Consider the following 22,726-nt stretch of genomic DNA (forward strand, 5'->3'; position numbering starts at 1 on the left):
CTGGTCCCCTCAGTCGTGCCCGTGTCCGGGCGTACCGTGCCCGTCTTCGGGGGCGGTGGTGGGGCCGACCGGGTTCCCGACGTGCACCGTGAACTCGGCGGTGCGGACCACCCCGTCGTGGCGGAAGTCGAGATAGAGCCGGTAGGCGCCGACGGACGGGAACTCGGTCGCGAAGCTCACCCGGGGCCCGGGCTGCGTGCGTCCGTCGCCCGGTACCCCCTCCGGGTGCACGTGCAGGTACGCCAGGTCGCCCTGCCGCAGCGCGACCAGATGCCCGTACGCCCCGAGGTACGGCTCCAGGTCGGTGACGGGTACGCCGCCGTCGCGCTCGACGGTCAGCGTCAGCGTGGACGGGTGGCCCGGCTGCGGGTTGCCGTCCAGGGTGACCGTGTAGCCGTCGACCGTGGCTCTGCGTGCCGGGGCTGGCAACGGCTGCTCGGTCAGGGCACCGGGGACGGTCACGTCGACACCGAGCGTCAGTGGCTCGCCACCGGTCGGGGTGAAGTCCGCGAACGCCCGCCAGACACCGGGCGAGGTCAGTGGCGTGGCGACCCGCCAGGTGCCGTCCGGGGCCAGCTCGGGGTGCACGTGGCGGAAGCCGGAGAGGTCACGCCGGGCGACGATCAGGTGCATCGGCTTGTCGTGCACCACGTCGTACCCGGTCACCGGCCGGCTGTCCGGGCCGGTGATCCGGAAGGCGAACTCACCGGTCGGCGCGCCGACCGGCACGAGGGTGTAGCCGCGCTCGGAGACGAGCAGTCCGCCGGGCAGGTGCCCGGCCGCGCTCTCGCCGTGTCCGGCGCTCTCGTCGTGCCCGGCGAGGTCCGGGCCGTCGCCGTGGCTCGCCGCGCCGTCGTGGCCGGTGGCGGTGATCGGAGCCGCCGGGCCGGTCACCTGGCCGACGCCGTACGCCGCGCCGAACACCGCCGCGAGGCCGACCGCGAAGCCGCTCAGCTTCGTCGCCGTGTTCATCGGGACACCTCGGTCTCCGGTCGCCTCAGGCGGCGACCAGCTCGTAGCCGGCCTCGTCGACCGCCGCCCGGACGGCGGCCGGGTCAAGGGGCCGCTGGCTGGTGACGGTGATCTGGCCGGTGGCCAGGTCGACCTGGATGTCGTCGACACCCGGGATCGCGCCGACCTCGGCGCTGACCGCGCTGACGCAGTGGCCGCAGGTCATGCCCTGCACCTGGTACGTCGTGGTGACCATGGCAACTCTCCTCTCCAGGCCCGTCCACCCGGGCGGGCACGCGCCAAATACCCTCAGGGGGTATTGACAACCGCGACCGTACCATACCCCCCAGGGGTACGTTATCCTCGTGTTCATGAGCACACCCGCGCCGATCCGCGGCTACACCGCCAGCAAGGACCAACTGCTCGCCCGGCTGCGCCGGGTCGAGGGGCAGGTGCGCGGCGTCGAGAAGATGGTCGACGAGGATCGCTACTGCATCGACGTGCTCACCCAGATCTCCGCGATCCAGGCCGCGCTGGACAAGGTCGCCCTCGGCCTACTCGACGGGCACGCCCGGCACTGCATGCACGAGGGTGCCGCCGAGGGCCGCGCCGACGAGATGGCCTCCGAGATGATGGCCGCCGTCGGTCGCCTGATGAAACGCGGCTGACCCGCCCCACCCAGCACGCCCGACCGGGTGCCTTTTCCGGCGTCCGGCTCCCGACACACGCTCGCGACCTGCGTTCCGATACTGATCTGGCTACCATTCGCCACGATGGCCAGCCGACACGGATGCCTCCCGGCCCCCGCCCGCCGTCGGGCGCGCACCGCCGTCGCAGCGCTTCTGCGACGGCTGGCCAGAGCCGGCCCCGCCCTCACGGTACGCGGCCATCCTGCCACGCTCGGGCCAATTCTGGGGCCCGCCGCAGCGGCCGTCCGGCGGCGCTGAACCAACCCGCCCGTCGGTACGTAGTTCGCCTTGGAATCGTTGGGAGACAATGAATGGGCGCCGACCACACCCGTTCCGCTCCGCCCACCCCACCCCGGGTGCGGCGGATCCTCATCGTTCTGGTGGTCCCCCTCTTCCTCGCCACGCTGGTCGCCGCCCTCGTGCTCTGGCCCTCGGACCCACCCCGTCCCGAGGCCGCCAACGACACTCCGCGATACCACGGCACGGTCACCCGGGTGGTGAACGAGCCCTGCCCACCGAACCCGGTCGTGCCCGAGGGCACCCCGACCACCGCCGGGCGGCAGTGCGGCACGGTGACCGTACGGGTCGACAGCGGCCCGGACGCCGGCCAGGACGTGCAGACGCCGCTGCCGGACGGGCCGGGGGCACCCCGGGTCAGCGTCGGCAACGAGATCATCCTGGTCTCCCTGATCGATCCCGAGGACCCCTCGATCAGCGCCTACAACATCGCCGAGCACCAGCGGGGCAAACCGCTGATCTGGCTCGCGGTGATGTTCGCCGCCGCCATCGTCGCCTTCGGACGGCTTCGCGGCCTGGCCGCGTTGGGCGGTCTGGCGGCCAGCTTCGCCATCCTGATCACCTTCGTGCTGCCCGGCATCAGCGCCGGCCAGCCGCCGCTGGTGGTGGCCATCGTCGGCGCGGCACTGATCATGTTCGTGGTGCTGTACCTGACGCACGGCATCTCCGCAGAGACCTCGGTGGCCGTCCTCGGCACGCTCGGCAGCCTGGTGCTCACCGGCCTGCTCGGGCTGGCCGCCACCCGGGCCACCCACCTGACCGGTTTCGGCAGCGAGGACGCCACCACGCTGTCCATGTTCCGCAGCGACGTCGACCTGCACGGCCTGCTGCTCGCCGGCATCATCATCGGCTCGCTCGGTGTGCTCGACGACGTCACGGTGACCCAGTCCGCCGCCGTGACCGAGCTACGTCACGCCAACCCGAGCTTCACCCGCCGGGAGTTGTACCGCTCGGCGACCCGGGTCGGCCGGGCGCACATCGCCTCGGTGGTCAACACCATCGTACTGGCGTACGCGGGCGCATCCCTGCCGCTGTTGCTCCTGCTCACCGCCGACACCCGCGCGCTCGGCCAGATCGTGACCAGCGAGTTCCTCACCCAGGAGATCGTCCGCAGCGTGGTGGCCACGTTGGGGCTGGTCGCCGCCGTACCGCTGACGACCGCACTGGCCGCGCTGGTGGTCACCGCCGGGTGGCGGGACACGCCGGGGCCCGGCGGGCCCGGCGGTCACGACGACGGGCCGGACGGCGACGGACCCACCCCACCGACTCCCCGGCCCGGGACGGACCGGTCCGAGGCCCTGCACGCGCTCAGCACCGCGCGTGCGCGTGACACATCCCCCGCCACCGGATCGCGGTGGCCCGACCCGGACAGGAGCACGGACACCACATGGTGACACCCCGCAGCGTGACCGCCCCTGCCGACACGGTTCGTGCCCGTGTCGTTGGTCACCCATCGCGATTACGAAATGACGCATCTAGTCGGGTTCGAGGCGTAGAGACCGACATGGACTGTCGGGTAACCTCACTGCCGGTCACCGACGAAGGCGCGCAGCGGCGCCTGCGGTGCCACCGCCCAATCGCCGCGAGGCGAGCCGGGGACCCAGGTAGGTGGGGTGAATCCGCGTCAGCGGTAGGGGCCACTTCCGTTCCGAACCCGTCAGCTAACCCGGTCGGCGGTCGATGGAAGGGAAAGAAGTGACGGCACCCCTACGCCGCTGGATGACACCTGTGGTGGCCGTGTTCGCCGCGTTCGCCGTGTTCGCCGGGCCCCTGCCGGCCATGGCCACACCGACACCACCCCGCCCCGCCGAGCACGACGACGACCCGCCGATGCTCAACGACTTGATCGAGTCCGCCAACCGCGACTTCTCCAAGGCCAAGAACCAGCTGGAGAAGTCCAAGAAACGGCAGCTCAAGCTCGACGTCGAGCTACGCCGCGCACAGGCCGACCTCGACGCGCTCACACCGCAGGTCGCCAAGATCGCGACGCAGTCGTACCGGACCGGCCGGGTGGGCGCGATAGCGATGTTGTTGCAGAGCAGCGCTCCGGACTCGTTCATGGACCGCGCCTCCGCCCTGGACGAGTTGAACCTGGTCAACGACAAGAAGTTGGGCGAGATCAACGCGGTCAAGGAGCGCGCCGACCAGGCCAAGATCGCGTCCGACGCCGAGGTGCGCGAGCAGCAGAAGCTGACCAACGACATGGCCCGCAAGAAGACCGAGGCGGAGAAGTCGCTGCGTCTGGTCGGCGGCGAGAGCCTGACCGGTGGCCTGGTGGCCGCCACCTCGCCGGTCGCCCGGGTGGCGCCGAACCGCGCGTCCGACGGCAGTTGGAAGCCGGAGTCGTGCAACCAGAACGACCCGACCACGTCGGGCTGCATCACGCCCCGCACGCTGCACATGTACAAGGAGGTCAAGCGGGCCGGCTTCAACCGCTTCGTCGGTTGCTGGCGACCGGGTGACAAGTTCGAGCACCCCAAGGGCCGGGCCTGTGACTGGTCGTTGCAGAACAGCGGGTTCAGCCCCTGGCACAACAACGACACCCGGATCTACGGCAACAACCTGGCGGCCTTCCTGGTTCGCAACGCCGACCGGCTCGGCATCTACTACGTGATCTGGAACCGGCAGATCTGGTTCCCGACCGAGAATAGGTGGCGGTCCTACAGCGGCCCGTCCAACCACACGGACCACGTGCACGTGTCGCTGCTCTGAGCACCAGCCGGTGACCTGCGAGGGCCGTTCCGCCATCCGGCGGAACGGCCCTCGTCGTCCGTGTCGGTGAGCGCGGGTCAGGCCGCGGCTGCCACCACACCCGCCATCTCGGTGGGCTCCGCCGCGACGATCCGCACCTCACCGGCGGCCAGCCGGTACGACATGCCCACCACCGCGCACCCGCCCGCAGCCACCTCGGCGGCGAGCGCCTCGGACGACTCCAGCATCGCCTCGACGGTCTGCGCGATGTGGATGTCGACGATCGCGTCCAGGTCGTCGACCCCCGCCTGCTGGGCCCGACGCAGGCTGGGCACCACCGCGTCCACCACGGCACGCAGGTGCCCGGTGGGCGCGGTGCCGGTGGCCGCTGCGGCCCGGGCCGCCTGGACGGCACCGCACGAGTCGTGCCCGAGCACCACCACGAGCGGCGTACGCAGCACGCTCACCGCGTACTCGACGCTGCCCAGCACCTCGGGGCCGATGGTGTGCCCAGCGGTGCGGACCACGAAGAGGTCACCCAACCCCCGGTCAAAGATGATCTCCGCAGCGAGCCGGGAGTCGGAGCAACCGACGATCACCGCGAAGGGGTGCTGCTCGGTGGCGACGGCGGCCCGGTGGCTGGCGTTCTGGTTGGGGTGCCGGAGCGTGTCGGTGACGAACCGACGGTTGCCGGCCATCAGCTCGGCGAGGGCGCGCTGCCGCGCGCCGGGCAGGTCGGCGGTCAGGTACTCGCGCTCGAGACCGGGCTGCGCCCCGATCGTTCCGGGTCGACTCATCCGGCGTCACCTCGCCTCTCGGTGGAATGCCTGGTCATCCCGGCCGACGTTGGCCACGGGCTGCCGACCAACCGTCACACGCAGCGCAAGGCCCGTCAAGCTATGCGTGATCTGCATTTCATGTATTCCAGAACGCTTGCCAACCGGGCGTGAGCGAACGAACGCGCAGCCCCGGAGCACGGCTGGACAGGCCATACCATGGCGGGCATGGCGACCTCAGGCGAGCGAGAGAGCACCCGCAACTGGACTTTCCTGACAAATCACGCACACGTGCTGCTCGCCATCGCCCGCGATCCCACCGCCCGGCTGCGCGACGTCGCCACCGAGGTGGGGGTCACCGAACGCGCCGCCCAGGCCATCGTCGCCGACCTGGAGGCGGGCGGTTACCTGTTCCGCACCCGGGTGGGCCGCCGCAACGAGTACACCCTCAACCCGGCCGGCCGGTTCCGCCACCCTGCGGAGGCCGACCGCCAGGTCGGCGACCTGCTGGCCCTGTTCGCCGACGAGCCGGAGAACGGGGACACCGGCCGCTGAAGGAGTCCACACTGGACGACGTGGCGAGATTCACCGACCGGACGCGGCGCACACCCATGTGCATTCTCCGGACGCGAACGATAGGTTGAACGCGTGTCGTCCGTCGCGCTCGCCCGTCCCTTGTGGCCGGCGACGCTGCGCACGCTCCGCGAGCTGACCCGGCTGGCGCTGGCCGCCCTCGTGCTGGCGGTCGGCCTCGGTGCGGCCGCCGCCGATCTGCCACTGCGCCCGGCCGGCGACCAGCCGACCCGCGTAGCCGCCGTCGATCACCGCGCCTGGTCCGTCGCCGCCGACCTCCCGGCCTGGCCGGGCACCGTCACACCGGTCACCGAGCAGGTCCGGGCATCCGGCGTGCTGGCCACGTCGCATCCGCAGCCGACGATCCCGACCGCGCCGCCGGCCCGCCCCGAGCCCACCGCCGGGTCCGGCCTGGCCGGCACCACCACGGTCCACCAGAGCGCCGTGCCGCGCCCCGCCGTCGGTCACGGCGAGCCAACCCGTCGAGGCCCACCGGCCGCCTGACCGTCGGCCTGCCCCAGGACACCCCACGGCCCACGTGGCCCGCCCGTCGACCCGGCCCCGACCTCGGACACACGGCCACCACGGCCCACGGGTACGGGCACGCCGCCGTCGCCGATCCGCCCGATACACCGGCCCCGGGCAGCGCAGCCGGATCAGCCCACCGACCTTCCCCGATCGACGACCCTCATCCGACCGCGAGAGGTGTTGATGATGCAGACCGCTCTCTCCTACGTCCTGCCCGACGTCCCCCGGGCCGCCGCGATCTGGCTGAGCCTGCTGGGCGTGGTGATCCTCGTCATCGCCGCTCTGCTGCTGCGCCCCCGGCACCTCCTGCGTTTCGACGCGGGCACCCGGATCCGCGAGGCCGCACTGCCAAGTCGCGCCGAGCACACCGAGGAACAGCGGGACCAGGACCGCTGGGCGGAAGAGGTCGCGGTGGCCGCCGACCGGGCCGACGCCACGGCCCGGCGACGCCGCGAGGAGTGGCTCACCGCGCAGGACGAGGCCGAGCAGGCGTGGCAGGCGTACGAGGTGGCGGAGTCGGACGTCCGCCGGCTGACCGGAGCCGCCGGGATGCCGCTGCCGCAGACCCCGCGCACCCCCTCGGAGTACGCCGACCGGGAGCGCTGGCTGCACCGGGCGGCCATGGCGGCGTACTGGCAGCGGGAGCTGTCGGTGGAACAGCTCAGCGACGTCTTCGCGCACCGGGGCTGGGACCCGCGACTGCACCCGGTCGAACAGGAGCTGGCGCTGCGCCGGGCCGTACGCGACCACCTCTTCGCGCTTCAGCAGACTGCCCACGAGCGGGCGCAGGAGAGCTGGCGGGCCACCGAGTTGGCCGCCTCGGCGGCACGCAGCCTGCGGGACGAGGCGCTCTCGGCGCTGCTGCCGCAGGTCGAGGAACGCGACTCCGTGCTGCCGTTGACCGCGCTGGGTGGCGTCGAGCAGACCCGGGAGATGCCGACCGTGGTTCCCGGGCGGGCGGCCGCCGCGTACTGACCGGTTCGGCGGCGTAGCCGCGTACTGACCGGTTCGGCCCTGACGGGCAGATGGCGCGAACCTCCTCCGGCGCGTCGGGCGGGAACCTAGCGTGGGATCGGTGTCGGACGGGCACCGGCCGGGTACCGACCTCGCCGGACAGAGGAGGCCGACGTGGTCGCACGAGGTGGCGGTCGTACGCCCGAGGAGTCGACGCGGCGGGGTGCCGGGCCGAGACAGACCTGGGCGGCTCTGCCCTGGCTGGTGCGGACGGCGGTGGTGTGGAGCGCCTGCCTGGTGGTGATCGCCGCCGGGCTGTACCTGCTGGCGCGGATCACGCTGCTGGTCACCCCGCTGGCCATCGCGCTGGCCGCCACCTTCTTCCTGGCCGCGCTGCTCGACCCGGTCCAGCTCGCATTGCGCCGGCTGCGACTGCCCGCCGCGCTGGCCGCCCTGCTCACCGTCCTGCTCCTGCTCGGTGTCCTGTTCGGCGTGGGCCTGCTGGTCTGGAACATGACCGCGAGCCAGTTCAGCGAGCTGGGCGACGAGCTGCGGGAAGGCCTGGAACGCAGCCGCGACTTCGTCACCTCCACGCTGCCGGTCACCGACGAGCAACTCGACGGCCTCGTCGGGCAGCTCCGCCAGGCGCTCAGCCAGCAGGAGGTCGACCCGGTCGCCAGCGCGCAGACGGTGGCGGAGGTCTTCGGCTCCGTCCTGCTCGCCCTGGTGCTGCTCTTCTTCCTGCTCAAGGACGGCCGGTCGATGTGGCACTGGACGTTGCGCCGGGCGGGCGGGCCGAACCGGGAGATCGCCGCCAAGGCGGGTCGGGTCGGCTGGCGTACGCTCGGTTCGTACAGCCGGGGCACGATGCTGATCGCGGCGATCGACGCCATCGGCATCGGTCTGGCGCTGGTGCTGCTCGGGGTGCCGCTGGCCTTCCCGCTCGCGTTGATCACGTTCTTCGGCGGTTTCGTACCGATCATCGGCGCCACCGTGGCCGGCGCGGTCGCGGTGCTGGTGGCGCTGGCCGCCAACGGCCCCACCACCGCTCTGCTCACCCTGGCTGCGGTGATCGCCGTGCAGCAGATCGAGGGCAACCTGCTCGAACCGCTGGTCATGAAGCGACAGGTCCGGCTGCACCCGGTGGTGATCCTGCTCGCGGTCACGGCCGGCACGCTCATCGCCGGCATCGCGGGTGCCTTCGTCGCGGTTCCGATCGCCGCCGTCGTGTGGCGGGTCATCGACAGCGTGCAGCAGCAGCGCCAGGTCGCCGCATCGAGGCGGCGGTGGACGAGGATCATCCGGGGACGAACGGCCCAGGCCCGTGCCCGCAGGACGGTCCGCAAGGTCTGAGCCTCAGCTCGGCGTGCGTACCGGGACGGGCCGGGGATGCAGGTGGTCGCGGAACCAGCCCGCCGTCGCGTCGGCCACCTGTTCCAAGGTCCCGGGTTCCTCCGCGCCGCCGCGATCAGGGCGGCGGCGGCACCCGTGCTGGCACCGAAGAGACCGATCGGCACCGCGCCGAAGGGCCGCTCGACGGCCAGCCAGTCCAGGGTCGCGACCAGCCGGTCGGCCAACAGTCCGATGTCGAAACGCAGCTCGGCGGTGACCGCGTCCACCTCGTCCTCGGCTGGGGTGAGCAGGTCGACCAGCACGGTGCCGAGACCGCCCCCGATGAGGCGGTGGGCCACCGAGACGTTGCGGGGGCTGTGGCGGGAACTGCCGCTGCCGTGTGCGAACAGCACCCCGCCGGCCACCTCGGTCGGCACCAGCAGATCGGCCGACAGGTCCACCTCACCTGCCGGGATGGTCACCTCGCTGCCGCGCACGTCCATCTCGCCTCCCGTCGCTCGCCCTCGCATACCCCGGCCGGCGCGCCCCACGCGCGTTTGTGGCCGGGAGCGACGGGTAGCCGACGGACGGGACTGGGCGGACGACGCGGCCCAGGCACGTTCCGCCGACGATCCCCGGGCGAGGACGCCGCACGACGCCACCGGCCGTCCCTCCCAGGGCGAGCCGATCTGAGCTTTCCGCGTCGACCGGCGACCTGCCGGTCGACACGGCGCGTCTCAGGTGGGCTGTTCCGGGAGCCGGAGCAGCGGTGCCCGGCCGGCAGCCTGTTCCGGCGCCGGCAGGTCGCCGGCAGCCGGTGGGATCGGTACGGTGACCGACTCGTCGCAGGTGACGCGGATCGACTTGCCGTAGTGGCGGACCTCCATCGCCGCGTCGTGCGCGGCGTGGTGCAGCGAGTACGTCGTCTCGTGCGGACGCACGTCGACCCGTAGCCGCATCCCGCACCACTGGAGCGAGAAGGCCAACCGCCCCAACCGGCTCGACAGTCGCGGTGCGAACGACGGCACCCCGTCGTGGTCCCGAAGGCCCCCGAAGCCGGCGACCAGCGCGATCCACGCCCCGGCGAGGGACGCCATGTGCACCCCGTCGCGGGTGTTCTCGTTCAGGTCGTGCAGGTCCATCAGCGCGGCCTCGCGCAGATAGCTGTGCGCCAGCTCCGAGTAGCCGACCTCGGCCGCCAGCACCGCCTGGGTGCAGGCGGAGAGCGAGGAGTCCCGGACGGTACGCCGCTCGTAGTAGAGGAAGTTGCGCAGCTTCTCCTCGGGCGTGAACGCGTCCCCGCGCCAGTGCATCGCCAGCACCAGGTCGGCCTGCTTGACCACCTGCTTGCGGTACAGGTCGAAGTACGGGTAGTGCAGCAGCAGCGGGTACTTGTCCGACGGGGTGCCCGCGAAGTCCCACTCCTCCAGCCGGGTGAAGCCCTCCACCTCCTGATGCACGTCGAGCTCTTCGTCGTAGGGGATGTGCATGGCGGAGGCGGCGTCCCGCCAGGCGGCGGCTTCCTCGTCGGTGACCCCGAGGTGGTGCGCCTCGTCGCGGTAGCGCATCGCCACCTCGGCGGCGGTCTGCAGGTTCCGCTGCGCCATCAGGTTCGTGTAGATGTTGTCGTTCTTCACCGCGGTGTACTCGTCCGGGCCGGTCACCCCGTCGATGTGGAACTGGCCGTTGCGGTCGTGGTGCCCGAGCGAACGCCACAGCCGCGCGGTCTCCACCAGCAGGGTCAGTCCGATCTCCCGCTCCAGCTCGCGGTCACCGCTGACCAGCACGTACCGCCGCATCGCGTCGGCGATGCCGGCGGCGATGTGGAACGCCGCCGTGCCCGCAGGCCAGTAGCCGGACGACTCCGGTCCCTCGATGGTGCGCCAGGGGAAGGCCGCGCCCTGCAGGTTGAGTGTGCGGGCCCGCTCGTGTGCCTGTTCCAGGGTGGAGTACCGCCAGTGCAACGCGTCCCGCACCGCCGCCGGATGGGTGTACGTCAGCACCGGCAGCACGAACATCTCGGTGTCCCAGAACGCGTGGCCGTCGTACCCGGGGCCGGTGAGCCCCTTGGCGCTGATCGGCCGCCGCTCCGCGCGGGCACCGGCCTGGAGCACGTGGAACAGCCCGAACCGGACCGCCTGCTGCACCTCCGGGTCGCCGTCGACCTCCACGTCGGCGGCGTCCCAGAACTCGTTCAGATATTCGCGCTGCTCGCGGACCAACCCGTGCCAGCCGTCCAGCTTCGCGGCGGCGAGGGCGGCGCCGACCTGGTCGCGCACGGCCGGCAGCGAGCGGCGGCTGGACCAGCCGTAGGTCAGGTACTTCACCACGCGGAGCGTCTGGCCCGGCTCCAGCACACAGCCGACGGTCGTCCGCACCCAGTCCTCGTACCCCTCGGACTCCACCGTGGTCCGCGCGGGCGACTCGATCTCGTGCTCCATCGCGGCGGCGACCCGCAGGCCGGACACCTTGGTCCGGTGGATCAGCAGCCCGCCGTCGGAGGTCGTCAGCTCCTCCTCCGCCTCCAACGGCGACTCCAGCACCGCGGCGACGCGGGGATCGCGGCTCTGCGGCGGCAGCGTCTCGTTGGCCACCAGCTCCGACTGCACGATCAGCCGCAACGGCTTGCCGTCGGCCACCTCCACCTCGTACCGGATGGCGGCGACCGAGCGCTGCCGGAAGGAGACCAGCCGGGTGGTGTTGACTCGCACCTCACGCCCGGCCGGGGAGCGCCAGTGCAGGGAGCGGTGCAGGGTGCCGGCGCGCATGTCGAGTACCCGCTCGTGGGCGAGCAGTTCGCCGTAGCGCACGTCGAGCGGCTCGTCGTCGACGAGCAGCCGGATCAGCTTGCCGTTGGTGACGTTGACGATGGTCTGACCGGACTCCGGAAAGCCGAAACCCGCCTCCGCGTACGGCAGCGGGCGCAACTCGTAGAACGAGTTGAGGTATGTGCCGGGCAACCCGTGCGGTTCGCCCTCGTCCAGGTTGCCGCGCAACCCGACGTGCCCGTTGGAGAGGGCGAAGACCGACTCGGACTGGGCGAGCACATCCATGTCGAGCCGGGTCTCCCGCACGTGCCACGGCTCGACCGGGTACGCCCGCTCCCGGATCATTCGTGCCCTCCGGCGGCGAGCAGGTCGGCGAGATCGTCGACCACCACGTCGGCGCCGTGTGCCCTCAACTCGTCGGCCTGACCGGCCCGGTCCACCCCCACCACGTACCCGAATCCGCCGGCCTTCCCGGCGGCGACACCGGCCAGCGCGTCCTCGAACACCACCGCGTTCGCGGGATCGACGCCGAGCAGCTTCGCCCCGGCGAGGAAGGTGTCCGGCGCCGGCTTGCCGCGCAGCCCCTCGGCCTGTGCGGTCAGTCCGTCCACCCGGGCCTCCAGCAGTGGCTCCAGCCCAGCGGAGGCCACCACGTCCCGGCCGTTGGCGCTGGCGGTGACCACCGCCCGACGCAGCCCCGCGTCGCGTACCGCCTTGAGGTAGGTCACCGAGCCCGGATAGACGTCCACACCGGCGGTACGCATCCGTTCCAGCACCAGCGAGTTCTTGCGGTTCCCCAGGCCGTACACGGTCTGCGCGCCGGGCGGGTCCTCCGGCGTACCCTCCGGCAGCGTGATGTCGCGTGAGGCGAGGAAGGTGCGTACGCCGTCCAGGCGGGGCCGCCCGTCGACGTAGCGGTGGTAGTCCGGACCCGGGTCGAACGGGCGGAAGGGCTCACCGGTGGTGGCCGCGTGCCGCCGCAGGAAGTCGTCGAAGGTCTCGGTCCAGGCGGCGTTGTGCAGCCGGGCGGTCTGCGTCAGCACACCGTCCAGGTCGAAGAGACATGCGGTCACATGATCAGGCAGGCCGAGCACCGTACCAATCTATCCACCAGGGCGTACGGGCAAACGCACCTCTACCGACCCGGGCGTGCCCTCCGCTGGCAGCCGGCGCCCCGAATGCTCCGATTGGCCGCCTTCGTTCCAGCGATTCGCGCCTCGAGTTGCCGAAGGTGAATCGGACTCATGCGTTCCTCGCAGCAAGCATCGTGAAGCGAGTCATCACGGGGAGTCTCGTTGTCCAGCATTGTTTGGAAGCGCCGACGAAAAGGTGCTCGTCGTGAGTTCCCGGATGAAGTGGGCGGCCGTGATGACGGCACCCAAGCCGTCGAATCGTGACGAGGTCGACCGCCCCGGTTGACGCAACCGGATAGTTGCCATAGCTTCTGTAGCAACCTACTGGTTGCTACAGAAGGGTCGCGACGATGGGATTTCCCGACCGGATCGAACGCACCGTGCGGATAGCCCGCCCGGTCGACGACGTGTGGGCCGCGATCACCAGCGCGGAAGGGCTCGGCACCTGGTTCGGCCAGCGCGCCGAGGTGGACCTGCGTGTCGGCGGCATCGCCACGGTCGCCTGGGACAGCGGCGAGCGGTCGCAGTTGCGGATCGAGCGACTCGAACCGAAGACGATCTTCGGCTACACCTGGCCCGTGCACGGCCTGCCCGCCGACGATCCGCGCCGCACGTACGTCGAGTTCACGCTGAACCCCGACGGCGACGGCACCAGCCTCACCGTGGTCGAGACCGGGTTCGCGCAGCTCGGCCCGGACGAACACGACGTGGCGTTCGCCGGCAACACCCGGGGCTGGGCGAGCGAGCTAGACGAGCTGGTCGCCTATCTCCATGACTGACCCCGCGTCCGAGGCCGTCGCGGAGGCGGTCTTCGTCGCCCTGGCCGACCCGAACCGGCGCGCCATCCTCGCCTCCCTGGCCGAGGGCGGCCCGGCCACCGCCACCGACCTCGCCACCCGGCTGCCGATCACCCGGCAGGGGATCGCCAAGCACCTCGCCCTGCTCGCCGAGGCGGGCCTGGTGAGCGCCGAGCCGGGCGAGCGCCGCCGGGTCCGGTACTCCCTGCGATCAGCGCCGATGCAGGTCGCCCAGCGGTTCCTGGCCGCCCTGGCCCGCGACTGGGACGGCCCGCTCGCCGCCCTCCGCACACACCTCGAATGACACCGATCGAAAGACAGGCCCCATGACCGAGCGAAGTTTCACCACCACTAACGTGGTCGACCAGACCCCGATGGAGGTGTTCGACGCCGTCAACAACGTACGCGGCTGGTGGTCGACGGACATCGACGGGCCGACCGACGTCGCCGGTGCCGAGTTCTCCTACCACTACCAGGACATCCACCGGCACCGGTTCAAGATCGTGGAGTTCGTGCCCGGCGAGACGGTCGAGTGGCTCTGCGTGGAGGGCTACTTCAACTTCACCGCCGACCCGCAGGAGCGGACCGACACCCGGATCCGCTTCGACATCTCCCCCGAGGGCGAGGGCACCCGGCTGCGCTTCACGCACGTGGGCCTGACCCGGCACCACGAGTGCTACGACGTCTGCGCGAACGCCTGGGGCGGCTACGTGGGCAGCAGCCTCAAGACCCTGATCGCCACCGGCAGCGGCGACCGCAACAACGAGGTACGCAACGCCGAAGCGTTGCAGCAGCGCCACTGACCCTGTTCGTCAGCCTGACCAGGCCCCTTGCGTCAGTTCGGGCGCAGCGTCCAGATGACGGTCATCTCCGAGGTCGGCTTGCCCTCCTCGGTGGCGATTTCCACGCGTACCGGGAACTCCGGTCGCCCGCCGGCCTCCAGCTCCGCGATCACTTCGGCCGGCGGGCGACCGAGCCGCGCCGTGGCCAGCACCGCCCCCAGGGCGAGTTTGCGGTACGCGATCTCGGCGCGCACCGCCAGCGGCGTGGCCCGGTCGAGCAGGTGGCCGAACACGGCCATCACCACCGCGCCAGAGGCGGTCTCGCCGAGGGTGAACACGGCCCCGGCGTGCGGCCCGCCGACGTGATTGTGGGTGGCCGGCGAGTCGGGCAAGCGCACCACGGCCCGGACCGAGCCTTCCGCCTCCGGGGCCACCTCGACGAATTCGAAGCCGAGCGTACGGGCGAAGGGCACCGCCTGAAGCATGCCGGCGGCCACCTGCCGCGAGTCGATGGTCATGCCCGAACGCTACCGGCAAGTAACTTGACCGACAAGGCGAACCCGGTCAGCGTGTCTTGGTGGACTGCACGAAGGCTCGCCAGGTCTCGGGCGTGAAGGTGAGCACCGGCCCCTGCCGGTCCTTGCTGTCGCGCACCCCGACGACCTGCGCCAGGTTGTCGGCCACCTCGACACAGTCGCCCTGGTTGCCACTGCTGCGGGTGCTCTTGCGCCAGATCGCGCCGGTCAGGTCCATGCTTCCGCCGCCTCCGAGATCATTGTGAGGGTGGTTCCCTGGGGTAACGCCTCGGCCCGAACAGCCTCCCAGGTCTGCCGAAGGGAGTTTACGTCCACAGTGCACTCCACGATGGTGCCGCGCATCTGGTTGTCGAGGTAGGCGATGTCGTCACCCTCCGGCGGGGTGGCGATCACGAAGGCGCCGTTGAGCCCCGGATAGGCGCCCACCCCCTTCGGCACGACGTGCAGGTGCACCTTGCGAGCCGGGCGGCCAGCGGCGCCTCGACCTGGTCGCCGACGAGATGGCTCGCGCCCTCGTAGAGCGCGCGAGCGTACCCCTCGGTCTGGAGCAGCCCCGGCACCACCAACGGCTGGAAGCTGCACAGGGAGGTCGCCTCCTGCTCGATCGTGACCCACTCGCGGAACCACGGCATCAGGCTCTCCTTGAGGATCGCCTCCCGGATCCGGACCAGCAGCCCCTCGCCGTGCAGGACGTCGTCGCAGCGCACGGTGAACTCCTCCCGGGGAGCCCGACGACACTGCTCGACCGAGGCGACGAGTGAGGCCGAATAGCTGATCTGTTGGCCGAGCGCCTCCTGGGAGATGCCTGCCTTGGTCCGCAGCCGACGTAACTCACCGGCGAACAGCTCCAACATGGGCAACCGATCCATCTGCACACCTCTGCACTTCGGTGACGACCGGCTCGTACGGCCGGGCTGGTGGAGGGTGATTCCCTTCCGAAAGTAGTGGTGTCCTCACCAGACTGTCACGTAGAAAGTTCCCCGATTGCGGCAGATCGTGGGGATTTCTGTCGGGGCCCGTCCGCTCGTCCCCCGCTTGGACGGGCCCCGACCCAGGTCAGGCGCTCCACCCGGAGCACAGCATCCGCGCAGAGGAGTTTTCGATAATCATTCACCAGTTGCCGCAACCGGGTGACGGGCCGCCGCCGGACCGGCCTCGGGCGTACCCCCTGCACGAGAAACCGCACACCCCGCTGCGCCCGATGTGGTGTTGCCGGGCCTGCGGGCACCCGTGGCCGTGCGCGACCGCGCGCATCCTCTTGAAGGCCGAGTACGGCCGCAACGAGATCGGCCTGTCGATCTACCTGTCGGGCCTGTTCTACGAGGCCACCCGCGACCTCTACCGCCTCAACCCCGGTAGTACTTGGCTTCACAGAACAGGATGATCGCGGGCGCAATATCGAGGACAGAGAAGGTCTGTTGCAGGGGCTTCATGGTGAAGGTGCCGTCGCGGTAGCCGCCCGCCTCGTAGTTGTTGGTCGCGATCATCAGGCGCGTCATCAGCGGGTTCCTTCGGACATGGTGGATAGCGACGGCGATGCTCTGCGCGAGCGCGGGTCGGGACGAGACGCTGGGTTGCACCACCGCGAGGCATATCGCCGCGAGGCCGCCAGAGGTGAGACTCCGCAGCTCGCATGCATGCATGCGACCTGATTCGAGTGCCGAGTCGTGGCGGCGGCGTTACCGGTACCCGCCTGCCCCTGTGTGGCAGGGGCAGGCGGGCCGGAGGTCCCTACCGTCAGGCTATTGAAGGCTCTTGATCTTCATTGTGGTCGTGAGGTTGTTCGTGGCCGTGGCTCGCAGGGGTGGGCGGGGCTGGTTCTTGCGGGTGAGGATCGTGGTGTAGATCCAGGTGGCGAAGGGTGTGTGGGTGGGGTCGGTGTAGATGGTGGGGGCGTCGCAGGGGTTGTCGGGGGTGGTTTCGCGGCTGGCGACGCCGGTCGCGGTCCACAGCGCACGCGTGCCCAGGGCGGTGTGTTTGTGGAGGGCGGAGCTGCCGGAGTCGCCGAAGCAGGCGCTGGTGTCGTAGCAGACCTCGCCGGTGCTGATCATGCCGGTCGCGCAGGCGGCGGCCGGGAGATGGCGACTGTCTCGCTCCTGGAGCATGGCCGGGGGCGTGGCTCCGGGTGCGGGTGGGAACTGGGTGAGGCCCCACCCGACGAGCCGGACCTGGCTCTGCTCGGGCGCCTGGCGGACGGCCAGTGGCATCAGCGGTGCCCGTGCCGGCGTGGTGAGTTCGACCAGGGCGAGGTCCGCGATCGGGCCGGTGGGTGCGTTCGCGCCCCATGCCCATGTCGGGTGCAGGTAGACCTTCTTGCCGGTGATGACCTGGCCGCCGGTGGTGCGGTTGCTGCTGGCGACGCGGGCGGTGATGGTGTCGCCGGGCGTCGCGACGGGGTTGGACGCGGCGGTCTGATCGCTGACGCAGTGGGCTGCGGTCAGGATCCAGGAGGGGTGGATCAGGGTGCCGCCGCACAGACCGGTGCCGAGGCCGAGGAATTCGACCTGGATGCTCGTGACGCCGGGATAGGTCTGGGTGGCGTTACGCCCGCCGACGATCGCGGAGGCCGGTGCCGCCGTGCCAGCGAGAACGCCGGTGAGCGTGACCGCCGCGATGATCGACCGTGTGAGGAGGTTCATGGAGCCCTTTCTCGATGGTGTGGTTTCACGGCCCGGCACGATGCCGGGTTGCCTTCTCCCGTGGCACGGTGCGTGCCGGGCGGGGAGGGTTTACAGGTCGCCCAGGTGTTTCAGGACGATCGGGATCGTGAAGCGGATGACGTTGGCGGCTTTGGTGAGCCAGGAGTGGTGTTCTGCCAGCAGGACGGCGCAGGCGATGGCGAGGATCAGCACGAGGCTTCCGGCCCGAATCCGGCGGCGGTTGTCAGCCGGCGCGGCGTCCGATGTGGGACAGCGCGAGGTTGCTTTTGACGATCAGGTCGGGATCGAGCAGGAGCTGTCGGAAGGCGTCGATGTCGGGGCCAGGCATGCCGGCGGCGATGAGCCGGTCACGGATGACTGCGGCGGTGGCGTGCGGCAGCAGACAGGCGGGGCTGCCACCGGTCCACGTCCTGGTGGTGCCCTCGGTGTCGACGGTCAGGCCGCGGCTGCGTAGTGCGTGGTGGGCGTGGCGTCCCCAGCGGGGGTCGTTACCGGACCCGGCGAGAGCGGCTTGGAACGCCTGGTGGTAGGCGTTGAAGAGGTGGTCGGCCTCGTCGAGGTCGGGGGCGGACAGCACGGCGGTTTGCCAGGTCGGCTCGAATTCCTCCACTACCAACAGGCCCTCGGGTGCGAGCGCGTCAACGAGTCGGTCGAGGGTTGCCTCCCGCTCGCGCGCCGGGAGATGTCCTAGGTCGTGTGTCATAAGTGCCGTTCGAGGCGCCGGAGCCAGTTGTCGATCATGCTGATGGTGGCGGTGGCTTCGTAGCGCACTGCGAGTTTGTCGTAGCGGGTAGCCACGGCACGGTGCTGTTTGAGCAGGCTGATGCCGCACTCCACGGCGTGACGCTGCCGGTATGCGCTGGGGTCGAAGGCGGGTGGCCGGCCACCCGCCGAGCCCTTCTTACGACGGTTCGCGGCCTGGTCGGCCTTGACCGGGATGACACAGCCGATACCACGGCGCCGCAGGTAGCCGCGGTTGGCCTTGCTGCTGTACGCCTTGTCCGCCAGGACCCGCTGCGGCCGACACCGGGGCCGCCCGACACCGAGACGAGGCACCCGGATGCGGTCCAGCACAGTGGTGAACTGCGGGCTGTCGCCGCGCTGCCCACCGGTGATGACGAACGCCAGCACCATGCGGCCCTGCTCGCAGGCCAGGTGCAGCTTGGTCGTCAGACCGCCCCGGGACCGGCCCAGCGCGTGATCCGCCGGCTCGGCGGCGCTGCTGCCGCCCGGCGGCTCGACCTGCGTGTGACTGCCCCGGCGGGCGCCGGCGGCGTGCTGATGCGCCCGCACGATCGTGGAGTCCACACTCACGTCCCAGGAGATCAACCCGAGCGCGTCGGCCCTACCCTGCAACCCGGCCAGGATCCCCGCCCACACCCCCGCCCGCTGCCAGCGCCGGTACAGCCCGTACACCGTCCGCCAGTGCCCATAGCAGTCCGGCACGTCCCGCCACGGCGCACCCGTACGGACCCGCCACCTGATCCCGTCAATGAGCTGCCGCTTGCTCCACTTCGGCGGCCGACCCGGCTTCTTCCGCCCGGGCAGCAACGGCTCCAGCACCGCCCACTGCGCGTCGGTCAGGTCGTGCCGCCTCGTCACCGCTACGCTGGCCACGAGGTCTCCGTGCAGATGGTTGTCTTGGTCGATAACCCATCTACCGGAGACCTCACCGCATATCGATCACCGACACACCCAGCCGATCACCTCACAGCAGGGCCACGGGCACTTATGACACACGGCCTAGGAGCAGACGGACGTGGATGATGTGGAAGGGGCCTGGCGGTAGTGGGTCGGTGACGATGTCGTGGCGGAGCAGCGTGACGCGGGGGTGTCGGCGGCACGGGGTGAGGTCGAGATCCGTGGCGGTGACCTCGCCTTTGTGGGCCATTTCGGCGAGGGTCGCGGCGATGCTGCTGGCGCCGACGGCGATGACCAGGCAGCGGGCGTCGGCTCGTACGCCGACGTGGCGGATCCGTTGTCGGGAGATCGGGTCGTAGGTGCCGGCCAGCGCGTCGAGCATCACCGCGCCGCCACTGCTGTCGGCGGCTGGGCTGTCCTGGAAGAGGTAACCGGACGTGGACGTAGACATGGGGCGCTCCATCGGGGGGTGTGTAGGGGCAGATGGTCAGGCGGTGGTGTCGCGGACCCACGGGGCTGCCGCGCGGCAGGTGAGGGTGAGTAGCCCGAACAGGGCGGTGCTCATCGCGGCGAGCAGGGTGATGGCGGCGAACGCGAGGTCGGCGCGGGTGCCGGCGTTCTGGATGACGACACCGAGTCCGGCGAGCCCGCCGAACAACTCGGACACGACGGCGCCGATCAGCGCTAGCGGTAACGCGATTCGTAGTCCGTTGAATAGGTGTGGCAGGGCTGCGGGTAGGCGGATCGTGGCGAAGGTTCGCCAGCGGGAGGCAGTGAGGGATCGGGCCAGTTCGACCAGTTCGGTTGGGGTGGTGGTGAGTCCGGCGGTGGTCGCGAGTGCGATCGGGAGGAAGCACATCAGCCAGACCAGGACGATCTTCGGTCCGGTGCCGAATCCGAGTGCGATGATCAGGACCGGTACCAGGGCGGGTTTCGGGATGGTGCTGAGGATCAGCAGGGTCGGTGTCACCGCCTGGGCGAGGCGGCGGGACATCGCCAGGACGATGCCGAGTGCCAGGGCGGTGGCGATGGCCAGGGCGTAGCCGGCCATCGCGGTGGCGAGGGTGACGCCCGCGTGGTGCAGCAGGTAGCCGGGTTGGTCCCGGATGGCGGCGGCGACCGCTGGTGGTGCCGGTACCACGTACGGGGCCACGTCCAGCAACTCCACGGCCGCCCACCAGCCGGCGACCAGTCCGACCATGCCCGCCAGCGGCGCGACCGCCCCCGCCACGGCCGCTCTGAGACGACCGGTGAATGACGCTAGAAGGTCTGTCACAGGTTCTGGGCCTTGGGTCAGCCGGCGAGGTCGGGGGCGATGATGTCGTCCGGCGTCAGCCCCGGCCCGAGGGCACCGGCGGCGTGCAGGATCGCGATGTTGCGGGCTACCCGGCCGAGGTCGAAGTGACCCATCTGCCCGTCGGTGACCGGCGTGACGTAGCCCTTCAACGCGGTCAGCTCGGCGGTGGCGAGGGTGGCCTGCTGACCCTGCGTCTCCGGCTGCCCGGCATACACCGTGCCGGCCGCCTCCGGGTTTCGTCTGCAGTAGTCCAACCCGGCCAGCAGGGCCCGGTTGAAGCGGCGGACGACATCGGCCCGCCGCTGCCCGGTCTGCGTGGACACCGCCATCGCCGACCCGTGGAGATCACCGATGTAGTCGCTGAACGGGAACACCACGAGATCCTGCTTGGCCACCGACCGCACCGACTCCACCGCCGGCACGAACTGACTGATCGCGTCGACCTGCCGCGCAGCGAGTAACGCCGCGTGCTGCGGCGCCACCGGGTTACCGACCCACTCCACGCCGGACGGGTCGAAGCCCGCCAGCCGGGCGTACGTCGGGAACAGCACGTAGTTGATCCCGCCCGGCAGGTACGACAACCGCTTACCCTCGAAGTCGCGGGGCACCCTGATCCCGCTCGACCTCAGCGCGACGAAGCAGGCCAGGTTCCGCTGGTGCAACACCGTGGTCAGCCGGAAGTCACGGATCCCGTCGGGCTTACTCGCCTCGATCATCGCCGCACTGACATCCAACGTCGCGACATCGACCTCACCGGCGGCCAACAGCTTCAGGTTCTCCCCACTGCCCTTCCCCGGCAGCACCTCCACATCGAGCCCCTCCTCCTGGAACCACCCCTGCGCCCGCGCCACCAGCAGCGGCGCCTCCCGGCCCTGGAAACCCGCCCCCGTCAGAACCCGGACCTTGTCGGCGGTGGAGCTGTTGGTCCTGTCTCGGGCGCAGCCGGTGACGGTGGTCAGGACGGTGCCGGCAAGGACGGCGGCTCCGGCGGTGGCCAGGCGGCGACGAGTGATGCCCATGGGTGCCTCGCTCAGGTAGAAGCGCGACTCGCGCATAGCGCGAGCCGACGGGGTTTGGGGATGGACTGCTCTCCCCACCCGACCCAGCTCACGGGGGGTATGCCGCAGGTGGGTGGGGAGAGCAGGACGTGACCCGGTCCGCGCCTGAATCCCGATTTCCTCCGCAAGGGCCGGGGCGGTGGGCCGACGCGAACAATATGCAGCTATGCCGTACAAGTCAACATAGACGTACAAGCAATGTCTGCCTATGCCGACTTGGTCGTCTTGCTTGCGCAGGTCGGCTGTGGTGCCATAGGGCCACCTACACAAGGGGACAAGATCACAATGCCTGCACCATCCCAACCGGCCGAGCCGGTCTACCGGCGCATCATGCGTGACCTAGAGACAGCCATCGAGCGCGGCGACCTCAAGCCCGGCGAGAAGATCCCCTCCACCGCCGAGCTACGCGAGCAGTACGCCTGCGCCGCGCACACAGTGCGTCAAGCCCTCTCCCGGCTACAGGAACGGGGCATCCTGCAAGGCCACCAGGGGCGCGGCGTGTACGTCGCCGAGACGGGCAAGGACGACTAGGCCGGCGGCTTCCACGTGCCAGCGTCGAGGTCGACGAGCATGCCGGGTAGCTCCCTGGCATCGAAGCTGGCCCACACACGTGCGACAGGTCCACCGGTGACGGTGGACAGCCGCCAACCGGCGACCTCCACCGTCGCCCCGTAGACCAGGCTCGCGTAGTCCACCCGCACGGACACGGTGCTGCCACCGTGCGGGACCGCCAGCACCACCCGCCTGACGGCGGCGTCCTCGCCGTCCTCGGCTGTCATGACCGCGCTGTTCGCAAAATCTTCACCAACGCGGTGGTCAACTCCTCGGCCTGCCGCACCGGCAGGTAGTAGGAGTCACTGCCGTCAACGCCGTCACCCACCAGCAGACGAGCGAACAGAACCCCGTCGGGATCCTCGACGAACCGCACCAGCTGCGCGGCGACCGTCGGCCCCTGCCTACCCGGCAACGGCGAGCAGGTGTAAAGGGTGCCTCGGTGTGCTGGCGGCGGCGCTGCCGGGTCGAACACCCTGCTGCCAGGGATGCACTGGCTCGGGTCACACCAGTCCGGATGATCCATGTGCTGTAGTCCTGTCCGTAGAAGGGACGGCGACACCGAATCGACGGCAGTGCCGCCACCGGGACGCCGGTAGGTCACCAGCACCGCGAACGGCGAGCTGGCATTGATCTGGCCGGGACACCACCGCGCGTCGCCCTGCGACGGACTGGCAACGGGGGTGGAAGGCATCGTCGGTACTCCTCTTG

28 protein-coding genes, 3 pseudogenes and 1 riboswitch are annotated in these 22,726 nt (G+C 70.6%); of the genes and pseudogenes, 12 read left to right on the forward strand and 19 right to left on the reverse strand.

All coding sequences use genetic code 11. The features are described 5' to 3' along the window. Positions 1-9: 9 nt before the first annotated feature. Positions 10-972 (reverse strand): hypothetical protein, encoded by a 963-nt coding sequence (locus ID554_RS10295; protein WP_117230364.1) that lies wholly within the window; start codon positions 970-972, stop codon positions 10-12. A gap of 25 nt (positions 973-997) precedes the next feature. Next, complete coding sequence (locus tag ID554_RS10300) at positions 998-1,207, reverse strand: heavy-metal-associated domain-containing protein (protein WP_117230365.1); 210 nt, start codon at positions 1,205-1,207, stop codon at positions 998-1,000. 115 nt (positions 1,208-1,322) lie between these two features. On the opposite strand from ID554_RS10300, the gene ID554_RS10305 reads away from it, so the two are divergent. From ID554_RS10305 to ID554_RS10315, 3 genes are all read left to right on the forward strand, one after another. Beyond that, a complete protein-coding gene (locus ID554_RS10305) occupies positions 1,323-1,619 on the forward strand; it encodes a metal-sensitive transcriptional regulator (RefSeq protein WP_117230386.1) in 297 nt (98 codons plus the stop codon). Positions 1,620-1,951: 332 nt separating this feature from the next. Then, a complete protein-coding gene (locus ID554_RS10310; protein WP_117230366.1) occupies positions 1,952-3,331 on the forward strand; it encodes a YibE/F family protein in 1,380 nt (459 codons plus the stop codon). 166 nt (positions 3,332-3,497) lie between these two features. Beyond that, a riboswitch (cyclic di-AMP (ydaO/yuaA leader) is annotated at positions 3,498-3,629 on the forward strand. A gap of 3 nt (positions 3,630-3,632) precedes the next feature. Continuing rightward, a complete protein-coding gene (locus tag ID554_RS10315) occupies positions 3,633-4,649 on the forward strand; it encodes a coiled-coil domain-containing protein (RefSeq protein ID WP_117230367.1) in 1,017 nt (338 codons plus the stop codon). A gap of 77 nt (positions 4,650-4,726) precedes the next feature. On the opposite strand, the gene ID554_RS10320 is transcribed toward ID554_RS10315, so the two are convergent. Next, the gene (locus ID554_RS10320; RefSeq protein WP_117230368.1) at positions 4,727-5,425 is read right to left on the reverse strand and encodes a carbonic anhydrase; all 699 of its coding nucleotides are present in this window, start codon (positions 5,423-5,425) and stop codon (positions 4,727-4,729) included. A gap of 198 nt (positions 5,426-5,623) precedes the next feature. Here ID554_RS10320 and ID554_RS10325 point away from each other — a divergent pair, with 198 nt between their 5' ends. From ID554_RS10325 to ID554_RS10340, 4 genes are all read left to right on the forward strand, one after another. After that, the gene (locus ID554_RS10325; RefSeq protein ID WP_117230369.1) at positions 5,624-5,959 is read left to right on the forward strand and encodes a helix-turn-helix transcriptional regulator; all 336 of its coding nucleotides are present in this window, start codon (positions 5,624-5,626) and stop codon (positions 5,957-5,959) included. 93 nt (positions 5,960-6,052) lie between these two features. After that, complete coding sequence (locus tag ID554_RS10330; protein WP_117230370.1) at positions 6,053-6,481, forward strand: hypothetical protein; 429 nt, start codon at positions 6,053-6,055, stop codon at positions 6,479-6,481. Positions 6,482-6,691: 210 nt separating this feature from the next. Then, entirely contained in the window at positions 6,692-7,480 is a 789-nt protein-coding gene (locus ID554_RS10335; protein ID WP_191088774.1) for a hypothetical protein, read from the forward strand. Between the two features lie 153 nt (positions 7,481-7,633). Further along, positions 7,634-8,812 carry an AI-2E family transporter gene (locus ID554_RS10340; RefSeq protein ID WP_117230372.1) on the forward strand — a complete coding sequence of 393 codons (1,179 nt, stop codon included), beginning with the start codon at positions 7,634-7,636 and terminating at the stop codon, positions 8,810-8,812. A gap of 98 nt (positions 8,813-8,910) precedes the next feature. Here ID554_RS10340 and ID554_RS31515 read toward each other — a convergent pair. From ID554_RS31515 to ID554_RS10350, 3 genes and pseudogenes are all read right to left on the reverse strand, one after another. Then, positions 8,911-9,294: pseudogene (locus tag ID554_RS31515) on the reverse strand (hydrolase); the annotation flags it as partial. Between the two features lie 234 nt (positions 9,295-9,528). Next, positions 9,529-11,904, reverse strand: a complete 2,376-nt coding sequence (locus tag ID554_RS10345) for a glycoside hydrolase family 65 protein (protein WP_117230373.1) — start codon at positions 11,902-11,904, stop codon at positions 9,529-9,531. Next, positions 11,901-12,653 carry a beta-phosphoglucomutase family hydrolase gene (locus tag ID554_RS10350; protein WP_117230374.1) on the reverse strand — a complete coding sequence of 251 codons (753 nt, stop codon included), beginning with the start codon at positions 12,651-12,653 and terminating at the stop codon, positions 11,901-11,903. Before ID554_RS10350 ends, ID554_RS10345 begins: the two co-directional genes overlap by 4 nt. A gap of 389 nt (positions 12,654-13,042) precedes the next feature. Between ID554_RS10350 and ID554_RS10355 the strand changes: the two genes are divergently transcribed. Genes ID554_RS10355 through ID554_RS10365 form a run of 3 tightly spaced genes read left to right on the forward strand, consistent with a single transcriptional unit; the run spans position 13,043 to position 14,292 of the window. Then, the gene (locus ID554_RS10355) at positions 13,043-13,471 is read left to right on the forward strand and encodes an SRPBCC domain-containing protein (RefSeq protein WP_117230375.1); all 429 of its coding nucleotides are present in this window, start codon (positions 13,043-13,045) and stop codon (positions 13,469-13,471) included. Next, the gene (locus ID554_RS10360) at positions 13,464-13,793 is read left to right on the forward strand and encodes an ArsR/SmtB family transcription factor (RefSeq protein WP_117230376.1); all 330 of its coding nucleotides are present in this window, start codon (positions 13,464-13,466) and stop codon (positions 13,791-13,793) included. The genes ID554_RS10355 and ID554_RS10360 overlap by 8 nt, the downstream gene beginning before the upstream one ends. Positions 13,794-13,815: 22 nt before the next feature. Next, positions 13,816-14,292 (forward strand): SRPBCC family protein, encoded by a 477-nt coding sequence (locus tag ID554_RS10365; RefSeq protein ID WP_117230377.1) that lies wholly within the window; start codon positions 13,816-13,818, stop codon positions 14,290-14,292. Positions 14,293-14,324: 32 nt separating this feature from the next. Here the strand turns inward: ID554_RS10365 and ID554_RS10370 are convergent, their stop codons facing one another. The 3 genes and pseudogenes from ID554_RS10370 to ID554_RS10380 all read right to left on the reverse strand — a co-directional run bounded on the left by ID554_RS10370 (position 14,325) and on the right by ID554_RS10380 (position 15,676). Beyond that, positions 14,325-14,789, reverse strand: coding sequence for a DUF4442 domain-containing protein (locus ID554_RS10370; protein ID WP_117230378.1), 465 nt, complete (start codon positions 14,787-14,789; stop codon positions 14,325-14,327). A gap of 46 nt (positions 14,790-14,835) precedes the next feature. Next, positions 14,836-15,024: a DUF397 domain-containing protein gene (locus ID554_RS10375; RefSeq protein ID WP_117230379.1), complete on the reverse strand. Its 189-nt coding sequence runs from the start codon at positions 15,022-15,024 to the stop codon at positions 14,836-14,838. Beyond that, a pseudogene (locus ID554_RS10380) lies at positions 15,015-15,676 on the reverse strand (helix-turn-helix domain-containing protein). Before ID554_RS10380 ends, ID554_RS10375 begins: the two are co-directional and overlap by 10 nt. Before the next feature lie 233 nt (positions 15,677-15,909). Here ID554_RS10380 and ID554_RS31525 point away from each other — a divergent pair. Continuing rightward, positions 15,910-16,161 (forward strand): annotated as a pseudogene (locus ID554_RS31525) (hypothetical protein); the annotation flags it as partial. Here ID554_RS31525 and ID554_RS10385 read toward each other — a convergent pair. The 8 genes from ID554_RS10385 to ID554_RS10415 all read right to left on the reverse strand — a co-directional run bounded on the left by ID554_RS10385 (position 16,154) and on the right by ID554_RS10415 (position 21,460). Continuing rightward, complete coding sequence (locus tag ID554_RS10385) at positions 16,154-16,306, reverse strand: hypothetical protein (RefSeq protein WP_158573816.1); 153 nt, start codon at positions 16,304-16,306, stop codon at positions 16,154-16,156. The pseudogene ID554_RS31525 and the gene ID554_RS10385 sit on opposite strands and share 8 nt — an antisense overlap. A 243-nt stretch (positions 16,307-16,549) precedes the next feature. Continuing rightward, complete coding sequence (locus tag ID554_RS10390; protein ID WP_117230380.1) at positions 16,550-17,446, reverse strand: S1 family peptidase; 897 nt, start codon at positions 17,444-17,446, stop codon at positions 16,550-16,552. Between the two features lie 90 nt (positions 17,447-17,536). Beyond that, positions 17,537-17,659, reverse strand: coding sequence for a hypothetical protein (locus ID554_RS32380; RefSeq protein ID WP_263407330.1), 123 nt, complete (start codon positions 17,657-17,659; stop codon positions 17,537-17,539). Between the two features lie 31 nt (positions 17,660-17,690). Continuing rightward, positions 17,691-18,170: a hypothetical protein gene (locus ID554_RS10395; protein WP_147333559.1), complete on the reverse strand. Its 480-nt coding sequence runs from the start codon at positions 18,168-18,170 to the stop codon at positions 17,691-17,693. Continuing rightward, the gene (locus ID554_RS10400) at positions 18,167-19,084 is read right to left on the reverse strand and encodes an IS5 family transposase (protein WP_113974896.1); all 918 of its coding nucleotides are present in this window, start codon (positions 19,082-19,084) and stop codon (positions 18,167-18,169) included. The genes ID554_RS10395 and ID554_RS10400 overlap by 4 nt, the downstream gene beginning before the upstream one ends. A gap of 112 nt (positions 19,085-19,196) precedes the next feature. Next, positions 19,197-19,559, reverse strand: a complete 363-nt coding sequence (locus ID554_RS10405) for a class I SAM-dependent methyltransferase (protein ID WP_117231334.1) — start codon at positions 19,557-19,559, stop codon at positions 19,197-19,199. Between the two features lie 36 nt (positions 19,560-19,595). Beyond that, complete coding sequence (locus tag ID554_RS10410) at positions 19,596-20,339, reverse strand: ABC transporter permease (RefSeq protein WP_223884522.1); 744 nt, start codon at positions 20,337-20,339, stop codon at positions 19,596-19,598. Between the two features lie 62 nt (positions 20,340-20,401). Then, entirely contained in the window at positions 20,402-21,460 is a 1,059-nt protein-coding gene (locus ID554_RS10415; protein WP_117231333.1) for an ABC transporter substrate-binding protein, read from the reverse strand. Positions 21,461-21,748: 288 nt separating this feature from the next. Here ID554_RS10415 and ID554_RS10420 point away from each other — a divergent pair, with 288 nt between their 5' ends. Then, positions 21,749-21,994: a GntR family transcriptional regulator gene (locus ID554_RS10420; RefSeq protein WP_117231335.1), complete on the forward strand. Its 246-nt coding sequence runs from the start codon at positions 21,749-21,751 to the stop codon at positions 21,992-21,994. On the opposite strand, the gene ID554_RS10425 is transcribed toward ID554_RS10420, so the two are convergent. Further along, positions 21,991-22,242 carry a hypothetical protein gene (locus ID554_RS10425; protein WP_117231332.1) on the reverse strand — a complete coding sequence of 84 codons (252 nt, stop codon included), beginning with the start codon at positions 22,240-22,242 and terminating at the stop codon, positions 21,991-21,993. The two genes, ID554_RS10420 and ID554_RS10425, sit on opposite strands and share 4 nt — an antisense overlap. After that, on the reverse strand, positions 22,239-22,709 hold the full coding sequence (locus ID554_RS10430; RefSeq protein ID WP_158573887.1) for a hypothetical protein: 471 nt from the start codon (positions 22,707-22,709) through the stop codon (positions 22,239-22,241). The genes ID554_RS10425 and ID554_RS10430 overlap by 4 nt, the downstream gene beginning before the upstream one ends. Between the last annotated feature and the right edge of the window lie 17 nt (positions 22,710-22,726).

The organism is Micromonospora craniellae, assembly GCF_014764405.1.
In the GTDB taxonomy this organism is placed as follows: Bacteria; Actinomycetota; Actinomycetes; order Mycobacteriales; family Micromonosporaceae; genus Micromonospora; species Micromonospora craniellae.